The organism is Bradyrhizobium sp. STM 3809, from assembly GCF_000239795.1.
Lineage (GTDB): Bacteria > Pseudomonadota > Alphaproteobacteria > Rhizobiales > Xanthobacteraceae > Bradyrhizobium.
On record NZ_CAFJ01000457.1, the window covers coordinates 1 to 13799 of the forward strand.

The window sequence follows — 13799 nt, forward strand, 5'->3', positions numbered from 1 at the left end:
AGCGAGATTGGGATCACGCGCGAGATCTCCCGCGACCAGCCGCACGCAATCGTTGAGATAGGGGCTGGCGATGAAGCCGTGCTCGGCGAGCCGGATCGCCGGAGCGATCACCTCGGCCAACGGCAGCCGGCCAAAGCGCTCCAGAGCCTCGCACCAGCCTTTCAGCGCGCCGGGCACGGCGACGGCGAGCGCACCGACGACGTTGCGACGGCCGCGCGTCTCGCGCGCCAATGCGATCTCGTCCGAGACGGGATCATACATGCCGGGCGTGGCGCGCAGCGGCGCGGTGCTCAAGCCGTCGAGCACGATGTGGCGGCCGTCGGCCAGGCGGATATGCGACAGACCCCCGCCGAGAATGCCGACCATCATCGGCTCGACCACCGTCAGCGCGAACAGCGCCGCGACGGCGGCGTCGATCGCGTTGCCGTCGCGCATGAGCATCTCGGCGCCGGCGCTCGATGCGAGCGGATGGTTGGTCACCACCATGCCCCGCGAGCCGGAGGCCGGCTGCTTCTCGCAACTGAAATCGGCGATGCGCCGCGCGCGATTAGACGTCATGCAGGATCTCCGGTCCGAACTGGGCGCCCCGGCCAACGCCGCACGCTTGGCCGATCCTGACCGATCCGGTGCGGCGAGAAAAGGGGATCACAGGACGAACGAACTGATAAGTGTCCGCCATGCGCGGAACGGAGGGCATCGATCCGGCCCGCCTCGTTCTCACCGAGGCGCAGCTGTGCTAGGCCTGGAACCAGTTCCACGATGCGAGCCTGCTGACGGCATGTCCCAATACGATCTGATCATTCGCGGCGGTCGCGTGCTCGACCCGGAAACCAGGCTCGACGCGACGGCGGATGTCGCCATTAAGGATGGCGCGATCGCCGCCGTGGGCGACGTTGCCGGCGCCGCGGACAAGGTGATCGACGCGGCCGGCCTCGCCGTCGTGCCCGGCTTCATCGATCTGCACGCCCATGGCCAGTCGCTGCCGGCCGACCGCATGCAGGCATTCGACGGCGTCACCACGACGCTCGAACTCGAGATCGGCGTGATGCCGGTGGCGCGCTGGTATGATGAGCAGGAGGCGATCGGCCGCACGCTCAACTACGGCGCCGCGGCCGGCTGGGTGTTCGCGCGCATCGCGACGATGACGACGCAGCAGACCGCCTCCACCATCGCCGGCATGGGCGAGGCGACGCGCGACAGGCGCTGGGTCGAGGAGGTCGCGACCCCGGCCGAGACCGCCGAGATCGTCGAGCGCACGCGGCAGGGCCTGGAGCAGGGCGGCCTCGGCATCGCCTTCCCGAACGCCTATGCGCCGGGCACCGGCATGAAGGAGTTGTCGGAGCTGTGCAGCCTCGCCGCCAGCCACGACGTGCCGACCTACACGCACATCGCCTACATGTCGAACGTCGATCCGCGCAGCTCGGTCGACGCCTATACGAGGCTGATCGGGCTCGCCGGCTCGACCGGCGCGCATATGCACATCTGCCATTTCAACAGCACCAGCCTGCAGGACGTCGAACGCTGCGCCGAACTGGTGCAGACCGCGCAGAGGCAGGGCCTCAAGGTCACGACGGAAGCGTACCCCTACGGCACCGGATCCACCGTGGTCGGCGCCGGCTTCTTCGCCGATCCCGCCTTCTGCCAGCGCATGGGCACCGGCTATGACGCGATCGAGATGGTGGCCGAGCGCCATCGCCTCGGCAGCCGCGACGAGCTCCTCAAGCGGCAGGAGGAGGATCCCGGCGCGCTAGTGCTGATCCATTTCCTCGATGTCGCGGCCAACCAGCGCCATCGCGATCTGCTCGACGTCTCCGTGCTGTTTCCGGGCGGCGCGATCGCCTCCGATGCGATGCCGTGGATCCTGTCGAACGGCACCGACTACACCGGCGAGGCCTGGCCGCTTCCGGACGACGCCGTGTCGCATCCGCGCTCGTCGGCGACCTTCACGAAATTCCTGCGCGAATGGGTGATCGAGCGCAAGACGGTGTCGCTGCTGGACGGGCTCGCCAAGTGCACGCTGATCCCGGCGCAAATTCTGGAGCCGTCGACACCGGCGCTGCGCCGCAAAGGCCGGCTGCAGGCGGGATGCGACGCCGACATCGCCGTGCTCGATCTCGCCACGCTGCGCGACCGTGCCGACTTCCTCAACATGAACCGGCCGTCGGACGGTGTGAGACATCTGCTCGTCAACGGCCAAGCGGTGATCGCCGACGGCGCGCTGATCCGCGACGCAAGGCCCGGGCGGGCCGTGCGCCGGCCCGTGCTGTCATGATCGTTCCCGTCCTGCTCGTCGCCGGCGCGCTCGGCGCCGGCAAGACGACCTTGCTCAATCACCTGCTCGCTCATCCCGACGGACGGCGCATCGCCGCTGTCGTCAATGATTTCGGCGCGGTCGACATCGACGCGCAACTGCTCGGCTCCGTCACCGAAGGCGTGATCAGCCTGAAGAACGGCTGCATCTGCTGCTCGCTGCAGGGCGACCTGCTGCGCACGCTGTCGTCGGTGATCAAGCGCGACCCCGCGCCGGATGCGATCGCGATCGAGACCTCCGGCATTTCCGATCCCGCCGAGATCATCCGCAACCTGATGGACCCCGTGATCTTCAAGGTCGCGCCGCTGGAGACAGTGGTGACGCTGGTCGATCCGCAGCGGCTGCGCGACGATCCCGCGGTGGCGGAGGAGGCCTTGTGGCGCTCGCAATTGCGCGCCGCCGACTTCGTGCTCTTGACCAAGGCCGATCTGCTCGATCGCGCCGCGCTCGACGCGGCGCGCGCCGTCGTCGGCCGCTTCAAACCGCCCGCGTCGATCTTCGAGACCGCGCGCGGCGTCGTCGCCCCGGACCTGCTGTTCAGCCGCGACGTCAGCGCGCCGCGCGCAGCGCCGCGTCAGATGCCGGTCATGTCCGAGCCCTTCGCGACCGTGACCTGGAGCTCGCAGGCGCCGCTGTCGCTGGCGCGCTTCCAGCAGGTGATCGGCAGGCTCGCGCCGCGGACGCTGCGCATCAAGGGCGTGCTGCTGTTCACCGAGCATCCCGCGCAGCCGATCCTGTTCCAGTCGGTGGCGACACGCGGCACTCTGGCGCCGTCGCCGGTGCCGCCCGCCGACGGGCTGACGGCGCAACTGGTGCTGATCGGCCGCGAGGGCGAGCTCGATGCCGGCGAGATCGACGCGCTGCTGGGCGGTGTGATCGTCTCCTGAGACCGGCGCGCGGCTCAGACCGCCTGGCGCAAGGCGCCGCTGTCGGCGTCGACCCAGGTGCAGCCGCCGCCGCCGGCACGCTTGGCGGCGTAGAGCGCGCTGTCGACCTGGCGCAGCAACTCGTCCACCGCATCGTCCGTGAGCGGACGGTCGTTGACGAGCAGGCCGGCGCTGGCGCCGATGATGACGGGAATGTCCGACAGCAGGAACGGCATCGACAGCGCGCGGACGGCGTCGCGCGCCAGCCGCAACGCTTCGTCGCGCGCCTGCGCGCCGCTCGCGACCGGCTTCAGCAGCATGAACTCGTCGCCGCCGAACCGTGCGGCGAGCCCGTCTGCTCCGACGCAGCTCGAGAGCCGCGTGGCGACCTGGCGAAGCAGGTCGTCACCGGCATGATGGCCGTGACGGTCGTTGACCGGCTTGAAGCCGTCGAGGTCGATGGCGATGATCGCGGTGCTGCCGACCGCGCCTTCGAGAGCGGCGAGAAACGCCGCGCGGTTCGGCAGGCCGGTCAGGAAGTCGTGGCTGGCCTGGCGCGCCAGCGCATGCTTGGCCTCGAGCCGCTCGATGAAGGCGGTGCTGAGATGGCGCGATGCCTCGCGGATCGAGAACCAGAACAGCACCAGCATCGCGGCACCGAGCTGATAGGGCAGTTCCGGGCGCATCAGGCCGGCGATCAGCGTCGGCGTGAACAGCACCGCGGTCGCCGTCAGCACGACCCATGGCCGGATGGCGGCCCGCGAGACCATGCCGACGCAATACGACATCGACAGGCCGAACCCGATCCAGGCGCCTGGCGCATCGTCGAGCTGGAACGCGCGGAAGGTGAGGGCGCCGAGGGCGAGGCCGAATGCGGTGGCGCCGGCCGCATAGACCTTTTCCCAGAGGACCACGTCATGGTCGGTGAGGCGCGCGGCATGTTGCTTGTAGCGCAACAGGCTCACCACGCGGCCAACCGCGTTGATGATGATCGCGATCGCGATCGCGATGTAGCCGGGATCGCGATGCAGGATCGCAAGCGTCACCGACCCGGTGATGGCGGCCGCATTGATCGACATGACCTGCGGCAGGGACGTATACAGCAGATCGACCAGCTCGCGCCGGATCGCCGGGTTCGGATGGATGAATTTCGACAGCAGCCCATGTCCCATGGCACCACCATGGGACACCTTTCCTAACAGGTGATGGGCAGTTTCGATTCGCGCGACGGAGCTTCGCGATTACCTTAAATCTTCGTCAATCGCTCAGGGAGCCCGGCTGGGATCGTTGGTGGCGTAGGTCGGTGTCGCCGTCGACAGCCGCGCCGGCAGGGGCGCAGCCGCAGCGACCCTCGGCGTCTCTGCCCTGGGCGCGTCCGCTTTGGCGTCGGTCCTCGCATCGGCCCTGGGCGGCTCCAGTTTCAAGGGGCGCAGCGGCTGGCGCTTGGCCATCGCGTCGAGCACGGCGCGGTTGGTCTTCTCGATCCGCTTGGCGGCGGCCACGTCGGCAAACGCGCGGTCGAACTTGCGCAGGCGATAGAACACGATGCCGCGGTCGATATAGGCGTCCTGATAGCGCGGATCGAGCTGGATCGCCGCGTCGAGATCGGCCATCGCGGCGGCGAAATCGCCCTTCTGGAACGCGGCCATGCCGCGATCGTGGAGGGCGCGGGCCTCGCTCAAGGCGGTGGCGCCGGGCTGCGATGCGTCCGATGCGCATGGGGGATTCGTCCCCTGCGCACAAGCGGGACGCTCCTGCTCGACCGTAGAGACCGCGTCCACCTTGCTCGCCCGCAGCGGCGCTGGCTCTCCGGCATTGGCAGGGCCGGCGTTGGCGCTACCGGCAGTGCCACCGAGCGAATTGCCACTAAGCGAATTGCCACTCGCCGGACTGGACGTTGCATCGCCGCCGGTGGTCGCGGCGGCTTCACCGACCGTGATCGCCGCGGGGGATACGCTCTCGATCGGATTGGCGGGGACCTCTTGCGGTTTGACCTTGTTGATCGCAACCACGATCGGCTTGAGCGGCGCAACCGAGGCCGCCGACATGTGCGTGAACAGCAGATATCCGGTCATCGCCACCACGGAAGCCCCGGCCAGCGCCATCACGCCGGAAGCGACCTTGTGAACCTTGGCGGCGACGGCGATCTTGGAGTCCTGCCGTTCTTCGTCGCGCGCCGCGCCGAGCAGCCGGTCATAGGCAGTGCGCTGTTCCTTGTCGCCGAGGATGTCGTTGGCGCGGATGATCTGTCGAAAGCGCAGCGCCGCGTCGGGATCGCCGGGATTGACGTCGGGATGGCTTTCCTTGACCGCACGTCGGAAGGCGGCCCGGATGTCCTCAGCGTCATCGTCCGGAAGAGCTCCGAGTAAATCGTAAAGCGTCTTCATGGTCGCACTCGCTGCAGGCTTTCCTCGTCTCCGATCGAAATTCCTACGGCGAATTTACGCTGGAGCACTCGAACTAACTCTTACCGCTTGGCACAATAGGCGCCTAATTCGGCGGAAAAATGACTAAAAATGGCGAAGCGCGGAGCCATTTTTGCCGTGTTTGGATCAGTCATCCTGTCGCGATTAGTACAATCTGGGATTGTGTAATAACTCATCGTCGCGTCCGCCTGAAGACGGACGATGATGAAGACGAAGTTTGAAGTCGCGCTTAACGGGCTACCGGAACCCTTCGTGTCTCGTCGGAGCCTTTGTGATTGGCTGCGCCGATGCGCGTCTCGGGGCGGTCGTGCCTCGCGCGGGGGAGGAGGGGGCGACCAGCTTGCCGATCAACGGGCCGGGCCGCTATACCGGCCACATGACCGATTTTCATGGCGTTTTTCCCTATCTCGCCTCGCCCATCGGCGCCGACGGCGCCATCCGCACGACGGTGCTGGGCCGGCTGTGCGATGACCTGATCCATGCTGGCGTGCATGGGCTGACACCGCTCGGCTCGACCGGCGAGTTCGCCTATCTCGACCGCGGCCAGCGCATGACGGTGGTCGAAGCGACGATCGAGGCCGCGCAGGGCCGCGTGCCGGTGATCGCCGGCGTCGCCTCGACCGCCATCGCCGACGCGGTGGCCCAGGCCAAGGCCTACGAAAAACGCGGGGCTGACGGTATTCTGGCCGTCCTCGAAGCCTATTTCCCGGTCAGCGACGCCGGGATCGAGGCTTATTTCCGCGCCATCGCCGACGCGGTCGACGTGCCCGTCGTGATCTACACCAATCCGCAGTTCCAGCGTTCCGACCTGTCGCTCGATGTCATCGCGCGCTTGGCCGAGCATCCGCGGATCAACTACATCAAGGACGCCTCGACCAACACCGGGCGGCTGCTGTCGATCATCAACCGCTGCGGCGATGCCCTGCGTGTGTTCGCGGCGTCGTCGCACATCCCCGCGGCGGTGATGCTGATCGGCGGTCACGGCTGGATGGCCGGGCCGGCCTGCATCATCCCGCGACAGAGCGTGGAACTTTATAATCTCTGCAAGGCGTCGTGCTGGGACGATGCGCTCGAACTGCAGAAGAAGCTGTGGCGCGTCAACGAGGCGTTCGCCCGCTTCAACCTGGCCGCCTGCATCAAGGCCGGCCTGTCGATCCAGGGCTACGACGTCGGCGACCCCGTCCCGCCGCAGGCGGCCCTGACGGCGGAGCAGCGCAAGATCGTCGAAGAGGTGCTGCAGAGCCTGGGGTGAAAAAGGCCGTCTTGGCCGGGCTTGACCCGGCGATCCACGCCAGGAGGGGACGGGGTGGTGGATGCCCGGGTCAAGCCCGGGCATGACGATGCGGTATGACGCACCGGCACAATCACGGCTTGGCCAGCGCAACGGCGATCCGCTAAAAAGCATGCAATTACATTGAACTCATCAAGGACTGACGAATGAACATTCTTCCCAACAACATGCGGTTCGGTGCGGGGCAGCCGGTCAAGCGGCTGGAGGATCAGCGGCTGCTGACCGGGAAGGGGCAGTTCATCGACGACAAGCCGGACGACGGCGCGCTGTGGCTCCATGTCCTGCGTTCGCCGCATGCGCATGCCAAGATCCTGTCGATCGACACCGCCGCAGCCCGCGAGATCGCCGGCGTCGAGGCGATCTACACCGGTGCCGATCTCGTCGCCGACGACATCGGCACCATTCCGACGCTCGCGATCTTCAAGCGGCCCGACGGCAAGCCGATGACGGTGCCGCCGCGCCGGCTGCTGGCCCATGAGGTGGTCCGCTTCACCGGCGAGGCCGTGGCCGCCGTGGTCGCCACCTCGCGCACGATCGCCCAGGAAGCGGCGGAAGCCATCGCCGTCGATTACGAGGTGCTGCCGGCGGTGACCGATCCGGTCAAGGCGCTCGAGCCGGGCGCGCCGGTGGTCTGGGCCGAGGCGCCCGACAACATCGTCGCCGCGATGAGCTATGGCGATGCCGCCAAGGTCGAGGAGGTGTTCGCCGGCGCGCCGCACAGGGTGTCGCTCGACATCAACAGCCAGCGCCTGGTGCCCTCGGCGATGGAGCCGCGCTCGACCATCGCCGAGATCGAGAAGAAGACCGGCCGGCTGCTGCTCTACGTGCAGTCGCAGACGCCGGCCTCGACCCGCGACGTGCTCGCCGACGCCGTGCTGAAGCGGCCGAAGGAGAGCGTGCGCGTGCTGGTCGGCGACATCGGCGGCGGCTTCGGCCAGAAGACCAACCTCTATCCGGAGGACGGCATCGTCGCCTATGCCGCGACCAAGCTGAACAAGAAGATCCGCTGGCGCGCCGAGCGCACCGACGAGTTCGTCGGCGGCACGCATGGCCGCGACCTCACCTCGACGGCTGAGTTCGCGCTGGATGCCAAGGGCAAGGTGCTGGCCTATCGCGTGCGCTCGATCGGCGCCACCGGCGCCTATTCCTCCGGTGCAGCCAACATCATCCCGCTGGTGCTCGGCCCGTTCGTGCAGACCGGCGTCTACGACCTGCCGCTGGTGCATTTCGAGGTCAAGACCGTGATGACGCATACGGCGCCGGTCGGCGCCTATCGCGGCGCCGGGCGTCCCGAGGCGGTGTTCATCGTCGAGCGGCTGTTCGATACGGCTGCGCGGCAGATCGGCATCGATCCGCGCACCATCCGGAAAGCGAACTACATCAAGCCGGCGCAGCTGCCCTACACCAACGCCGTCGGCCAGGTGTATGATTCCGGCGCCTTCGCCCACATGCTGGAGCGCGCGGCCAAGCTCGCCGACTGGGACGGCTTCAACGCGCGCAAGCGCGAGGCGAAAAAGCGCGGCATGCTCTACGGCCGCGGCCTGACCAGCTACATCGAATGGACCGGCGGCCGCGCCCACACCGAGAAGGTCTCGCTGCACGCGACGTCGGAAGGGCGCGTGATCCTGCATTCCGGCACGATGGCGATGGGGCAGGGATTGCAGACCACCTACACGCAGATGATCTCCGATACGCTGGGCATTCCGCTCGACAAGATCGATGTCGTGCAGGGCGACACGGATCTGGCCACCGGCTTCGGCAGCGTCGGCTCGCGCTCGCTGTTCGTCGGCGGCACGGCGGTCGCGGTGTCGTCGAACGATCTCATCACCAAGGCGCGTGAGAAGGCATCGAACCTGCTGGAGACCGCCGTCGAGGACATCGAGTATCGCGACGGCGTCCTCACCGTCGTCGGCACCGACCGCCGCATCAGCCTGTTCGAGATCGCCGGGAAGGAACAGGGCGCCAAGCTGTCGGTCGACAGCGAGGGCGAGGTCGACGGCCCGAGCTGGCCGAACGGCACGCATATCTGCGAGGTCGAGATCGATCCGGAGACCGGCATCAGCCGCGTGGTGCGCTACACCACGGTCGACGACGTCGGCGTTGCCGTCAATCCGATGCTGGTGGCCGGCCAGATCCATGGCGGCGTCGCGCAGGGCATCGGCCAGGCGCTGTACGAGAACGTCGCCTATGATGCCGACGGCCAGCTGCTGACCGCGACCTATCAGGACTACTGCATCCCGCGCGCCGACGACGTGCCGCCGATCGCGGTCACGCTGGACGATTCCGCGCCGTGCAAGACCAATCCGCTCGGCGCCAAGGGCTGCGGCGAATCCGGCGCCATCGGCGGCCCGCCCTGCGTCACCAACGGCGTCATGGACGCGCTGTTCGAACTGGGCATCACCAACCTGCAGACACCGCTCACGCCGGAGAAGGTGTGGGCCGCGATCCGGGATGCGAGGGCGAAGAAGGCGGCGTGAGGCGGCTGAGCTACTTCGTTGACGCGGCGCTCGTGCCGCAACGGCGGTGCGCTCCCTGTCCCCGTTCTTCACGGGGAGAGGGCTGGGGTGAGCGACTATCTGGATTGTCAAGTTGCATTGGCGTATTCCGCGCGCGCCTCGCGAGCTTTTGCGTTAAGGATGACGAGGAGCTTGCGGGCGAGAGCGATCCGGATCACCATCTTTTCCCCTCCGGCCTTGGTCAGCCTGTCGCGGAAGTTGCGGAGATTTTCGTCGTAGCGAGCAGCCGTGGCCGCCACGATGAAGAGGATGGTACGGACGCCTTCGCGGCCGCCGCGGGTGGATCGTTTGCCTCTTCGCTTCCCACTGTCGTCGGCGATCGGGGCCAGACCGGCAAGCTTTGCGATGGCCTTGTTGGAGAGGATCCCGATCTCCGGAAGCTCGGCGTGCAGACGCGCGACGGTTCTTCCCGCGACACCCTTCACTTCGCGCCAGGCCTCGGCGAGCTTCGCCCACAAGGGGTCGTCATCGATCATCGATGCGATCTCTCCCTCGAGCAAACGAGATTGGCGTTTCAGCAGGGCAATCACCTCGTCGATGCTGGTCTGTATCTCCGCGTTGCCGAACGCGCTGGAGCGACGCTGCTTTTGGACGGTCAGGTCGTCGGTGACCTGCCGGAGCCTAGCCACGAGGGCTTTCAGGCGCTGCTGCGCTTGGCTCAGCAGTGGCGTGGGCGCAAGATTCTTAGCATCGGCGAACCGGGCGATGACAAAGGCATCAATCCGATCCGTCTTCTCCAAGATACCCATCGCCTCGGCATAACGCCGCACGCTGCGGGGGTTAGTCAGGGCGCAGCTCATGCCGTGTGCCCACAGCTCAGCGAAGACACGTCTCTCGTAGCCGCCGCTGGCTTCCATCACCACCAGCTCGACGCCGTTTTCTTCGCAGAACGCGATGAGTGCTGCGATGCCTACCGCGTCGTTGTCGAAGCTCGCAAACAGATGCCCAGGCTCAATGCCGGCATCGAGCGTGGCCTTCGAGATATCCACTCCACAAATCGTCTTCTTCACGGTAACCTGCCTTGTCCATGCGATCGGAACTCAAGCGACTGTTCGGTCGTGCGTGACATGGCGAAGATCCCAGAGCTCACCCACGGTTGTAGCCGGAGGGGTAACGGGCGACATCGCCACGCGCCGTGGCCGGTGGCCACCGGCCACGGCGCTAAGTCGCTTGAACCACAAAATTCATGGCCTTGCAGATACAAGGGGCAGCCACACGGGAAGTATTGTGAGAGCCAGTGATCTCTCACTTCAACTACATCAAAGATATAGTAGGAAGTGATCTAACAACTCACACCGCCGATGCCGCTGCCCCTCACCCCGACCCTCTCCCCGTGAAGAACGGGGAGAGGGGGCGCACCGCCGTTGGCGCCGCTACTGTTTGTCCAACGGCAATTCGATCGCGACGCTGAAATCGCCCACGTTGCCGGCAAATCGGAGGCGACCACCATGCGCCTGTGCGACTTCGTGGGCGATCGCAAGTCCGAGCCCCGATCCATGCGAGCCGTCACCCTTCTGGAACGGCACCAGCAGTCCCACCTGTGCGTCTGCCGCGATTCCCGGCCCGTCATCCCAGACGACGATCGCGACACTCTCCGCTGTCCGCTCCACACGCACCATCAGTCGCGTCCGCGCGCCATGCGCCAGCGCGTTGTGAATCAGGTTGGCGAGCGCCTCGCGCAGGCTGACGGCGTCGGCGGCGACGACGGCGTCTTCCTCGGACGCAACGAAGCTCACGGACACCTCGCGGTCGAGCGTCAGCGGCACGCTCTGCGACAGCACGGACTTCGCCAGCGCATTGATGTCGGTCGCGACGAAGCGCGGCGCCTGCGCGCGGTGCTGGATCATGGCGTGATCGAGCAGCTGGCTCGTCAGCCGGGCCAGGTCGGAAATTCTGCTGCGTAGCTTATCGAGTGCCGCGGGATCGCTGGTCTGGCCGCTCAGCAGCTCCACCTCCGCGTCGATCGCCGCGAGCGGCGTGCGCAGCTGGTGCGTGGCATCGGCGATGAAGCGCTGCATCAGCGTGATGCGCTCCGACAGGCGCTGCATGAAGCCGTCGATGGCGCCGACCAGCGCACGGACCTCGCGCGGCGGGGTGATCGCGATCGGGCTGAGATCATCAGGCCGGCGCTTGACGATCTCGGCCTCGATGCGCGTCAGCGGCGCGAACACCAGCCGCAGGCACAGCGCGGTGGCGACCAGCGCCAGCAGGCTCATCGCGGCAATCAGGCCGATCGCCTTGGAGGCGAGATCCCATGTCAGGCCGTCGCGGGCGCGCAGGGTCTGCGCCAGCACGATCTCGCTCCAGCCGTCCCCGGGCGCGCCGTCGAGCCGCCGCGCCACCGCGGCGATGCGCACCGGCTGGTCGCGATAGACGCCGTCGCGCAGCACGACGCCCTCGCGCAGCGCGCCTTGAGGCGCCTGGATCGTGAGATCGTCATAGCCGGCGACGACGACGCCGCGCGGGTCGGTGACGCGGTAGAACACGAGGTCATAGGCCGACAAGGTCGCGAACGCCGCCGCCGGCGGGTCGAGCGTCACCACGCCGCCCTGCATGTAGATGTTCTCGGCCACCTGCACCGCGCCGCCGGCGAGCAGCTTGTCGTAGGCGTCGCGCGCCGCCGTGGCGGCATATTGCCAGGCGGCGAGGCTGAGCACGATGGCGCCGATCGCCAGGATCGCGCCGATCGCGACCAGCAGACGCGCGCGCAGCGACGCCCGGATCTCACGAAGCATGGAGCTGATAGCCGAGGCCGCGCTCGGTCCTGATCTCGACGGTCGTGGCCGCGAGCTTGCGGCGCAGCCGCGCGATGAACTGCTCGACGGCGTTCGGGCTCGGGTCCTGGTCGAAGCTGAACAGCTGCTCGACCAGTTCCTCCTTGGCGACGTAGCGCCCGGGCCGACCTGCGAGAATCTCCAGAACGGTGAGCTCGCGCCGCGTCAGGTCGAGCGGCTGGCCGGCGACGCTCGCGGTGCGGCCGGCGCGGTCGATCACCAGCGGCCCCAGGGTCAGCAGGTTGTCGGACTGCCCGGCTGCGCGACGGAGCAGGGCGCGGGCGCGCGCCTCGAGCTCGCGATAGTCGAACGGCTTGACCAGATAGTCGTCGGCGCCGAGGTCGAGCGCACCGATGCGGTCGTCGACCGCCGAGCGTGCCGTCAGTACCAGCACCGGCGTGCGCAGGCCGCGCTTGCGCAAGTGCTTCAGCACGGCGAAGCCGTCCATGTTCGGCAGCATCACGTCCAGCACGATCAGATCGTAATTTTGCACCTCGATCAGCTCGCTCGCGATGCGGCCGTCCTTCTCCCAGTCGACGGCGTAGCCGATCCGCTCGAACCGGTTGGTCACGGCGGCGCCGATCTCGGGCGTGTCTTCCACCAGCAGGATGCGCAAAGTCTTGGGTCCGCCTCGGAGTCAGGTTCGCGTCAGTCTCCTCCTCTATCACCTCGAACAAGGGCGCCGAAGTGCACCAGGCGAATTTTCGCACTGCAATATAGAGGGGAGGAATCATGACCGTCCATCAGACACCGTCACAGTTCGAGCCGCTGCTCTCCGTCGAGGGCGTGACCCTGCAGTACAAGACGCCGGACACGCTGGTCACGGCGACCTACCGGGTCGATTTCAAGGTGTTCGATTCCGACCGCTTCGTGCTGCTCGGACCCTCCGGCTGCGGCAAGTCGACGCTGCTCAAGGCGATCGGCGGCTATCTGAAGCCGACCGAGGGCCGCATCCGCCTCAAGGGCCACGAGGTCACCGAGCCCGGCCCGGATCGCATGATGGTGTTCCAGGAGTTCGACCAGCTGCTGCCATGGAAGACGGTGCGCGAGAACGTCGTGTTCGCGCTGACGGCGAGCGGCCGGCTCGGCGCGGCCGAGGCGCAGGAGCGCGCCAAGTCCTATATCGACAAAGTCGGCCTGACCAAGTTCATCGATAGCTATCCGCACATGCTGTCGGGCGGCATGAAGCAGCGCGTCGCGATCGCCAGGGGCATGGCGATGGAGCCGGACGTGCTGTTGATGGACGAGCCGTTCGCCGCGCTGGACGCGCTGACCCGGCGCAAGATGCAGGACGAGCTGCTGCAGCTCTGGCAGGACACCCGCTTCACCGTGCTGTTCGTGACGCATTCGATCGAGGAGGCGATCAAGATCGGCTCGCGCATCCTGCTCCTGTCGCCGCATCCCGGCCGCGTCCGCGCCGAACTCAACAGCGTGCCGCCGGGCACGATGGGCTCGCCCGAGCAGGTCGCGCTCGAAGGGCGCATCAACGACATGCTGTTCGGCCATCACTGAGGACGGGAGAAAGATCATGAGCGAGACGCTGACCCTTCGCCCCGAAATCGTCAACGCGGAGACGCCCCTCGGCGACGTCAAGGTCGAGGCGAGCCTGTCCTGG

General features: G+C 67.2%; 11 protein-coding genes. 5 read left to right on the forward strand and 6 right to left on the reverse strand.

The window, feature by feature from the left end:
- Positions 1-558 (reverse strand): gamma-glutamyltransferase (locus BRAS3809_RS20945; protein ID WP_035657395.1); only part of this gene is annotated, 558 nt, incomplete at its 3' end.
- Positions 559-778: 220 nt separating this feature from the next.
- Here BRAS3809_RS20945 and BRAS3809_RS20950 point away from each other — a divergent pair.
- Complete coding sequence (locus BRAS3809_RS20950) at positions 779-2272, forward strand: amidohydrolase family protein (protein ID WP_008964028.1); 1494 nt, start codon at positions 779-781, stop codon at positions 2270-2272.
- Positions 2269-3198 carry a CobW family GTP-binding protein gene (locus BRAS3809_RS20955; RefSeq protein WP_008964029.1) on the forward strand — a complete coding sequence of 310 codons (930 nt, stop codon included), beginning with the start codon at positions 2269-2271 and terminating at the stop codon, positions 3196-3198. Before BRAS3809_RS20950 ends, BRAS3809_RS20955 begins: the two co-directional genes overlap by 4 nt.
- Positions 3199-3212: 14 nt before the next feature.
- Here the strand turns inward: BRAS3809_RS20955 and BRAS3809_RS20960 are convergent, their stop codons facing one another.
- Together BRAS3809_RS20960 and BRAS3809_RS20965 are read right to left on the reverse strand one after the other, a co-directional pair.
- On the reverse strand, positions 3213-4349 hold the full coding sequence (locus BRAS3809_RS20960; RefSeq protein WP_008964030.1) for a GGDEF domain-containing protein: 1137 nt from the start codon (positions 4347-4349) through the stop codon (positions 3213-3215).
- 93 nt (positions 4350-4442) lie between these two features.
- A complete protein-coding gene (locus BRAS3809_RS20965; RefSeq protein ID WP_008964031.1) occupies positions 4443-5564 on the reverse strand; it encodes a J domain-containing protein in 1122 nt (373 codons plus the stop codon).
- Between the two features lie 415 nt (positions 5565-5979).
- Here BRAS3809_RS20965 and BRAS3809_RS20970 point away from each other — a divergent pair, with 415 nt between their 5' ends.
- Both BRAS3809_RS20970 and BRAS3809_RS20975 read left to right on the forward strand, forming a co-directional pair.
- Positions 5980-6855, forward strand: a complete 876-nt coding sequence (locus BRAS3809_RS20970) for a dihydrodipicolinate synthase family protein (RefSeq protein ID WP_035657399.1) — start codon at positions 5980-5982, stop codon at positions 6853-6855.
- A gap of 185 nt (positions 6856-7040) precedes the next feature.
- Positions 7041-9371 carry a xanthine dehydrogenase family protein molybdopterin-binding subunit gene (locus BRAS3809_RS20975; RefSeq protein ID WP_008964033.1) on the forward strand — a complete coding sequence of 777 codons (2331 nt, stop codon included), beginning with the start codon at positions 7041-7043 and terminating at the stop codon, positions 9369-9371.
- Between the two features lie 107 nt (positions 9372-9478).
- Here BRAS3809_RS20975 and BRAS3809_RS20980 read toward each other — a convergent pair whose 3' ends face one another.
- The 3 genes from BRAS3809_RS20980 to BRAS3809_RS20990 all read right to left on the reverse strand — a co-directional run bounded on the left by BRAS3809_RS20980 (position 9479) and on the right by BRAS3809_RS20990 (position 12800).
- Entirely contained in the window at positions 9479-10420 is a 942-nt protein-coding gene (locus tag BRAS3809_RS20980) for an IS110 family RNA-guided transposase (protein ID WP_008964034.1), read from the reverse strand.
- Positions 10421-10783: 363 nt separating this feature from the next.
- A complete protein-coding gene (locus BRAS3809_RS20985) occupies positions 10784-12145 on the reverse strand; it encodes a sensor histidine kinase (protein ID WP_008964035.1) in 1362 nt (453 codons plus the stop codon).
- Positions 12135-12800, reverse strand: a complete 666-nt coding sequence (locus BRAS3809_RS20990; protein ID WP_008964036.1) for a response regulator transcription factor — start codon at positions 12798-12800, stop codon at positions 12135-12137. The genes BRAS3809_RS20985 and BRAS3809_RS20990 overlap by 11 nt, the downstream gene beginning before the upstream one ends.
- A gap of 116 nt (positions 12801-12916) precedes the next feature.
- Here BRAS3809_RS20990 and BRAS3809_RS20995 point away from each other — a divergent pair, with 116 nt between their 5' ends.
- Positions 12917-13696 carry an ABC transporter ATP-binding protein gene (locus tag BRAS3809_RS20995; RefSeq protein ID WP_008964037.1) on the forward strand — a complete coding sequence of 260 codons (780 nt, stop codon included), beginning with the start codon at positions 12917-12919 and terminating at the stop codon, positions 13694-13696.
- The last annotated feature ends 103 nt before the right edge of the window (positions 13697-13799 follow it).

Bases quoted from the DNA above. Each gene is read 5' to 3' on its own strand.
- BRAS3809_RS20950 (WP_008964028.1), top strand. From the start codon at position 779: ATGTCCCAATACGATCTGATCATTCGCGGCGGTCGCGTGCTCGACCCG.
- BRAS3809_RS20955 (WP_008964029.1), top strand. From the start codon at position 2,269: ATGATCGTTCCCGTCCTGCTCGTCGCCGGCGCGCTCGGCGCCGGCAAG.
- BRAS3809_RS20960 (WP_008964030.1), bottom strand. From the start codon at position 4,349: ATGGGACATGGGCTGCTGTCGAAATTCATCCATCCGAACCCGGCGATC.
- BRAS3809_RS20965 (WP_008964031.1), bottom strand. From the start codon at position 5,564: ATGAAGACGCTTTACGATTTACTCGGAGCTCTTCCGGACGATGACGCT.
- BRAS3809_RS20970 (WP_035657399.1), top strand. From the start codon at position 5,980: ATGACCGATTTTCATGGCGTTTTTCCCTATCTCGCCTCGCCCATCGGC.
- BRAS3809_RS20975 (WP_008964033.1), top strand. From the start codon at position 7,041: ATGAACATTCTTCCCAACAACATGCGGTTCGGTGCGGGGCAGCCGGTC.
- BRAS3809_RS20985 (WP_008964035.1), bottom strand. From the start codon at position 12,145: ATGCTTCGTGAGATCCGGGCGTCGCTGCGCGCGCGTCTGCTGGTCGCG.
- BRAS3809_RS20995 (WP_008964037.1), top strand. From the start codon at position 12,917: ATGACCGTCCATCAGACACCGTCACAGTTCGAGCCGCTGCTCTCCGTC.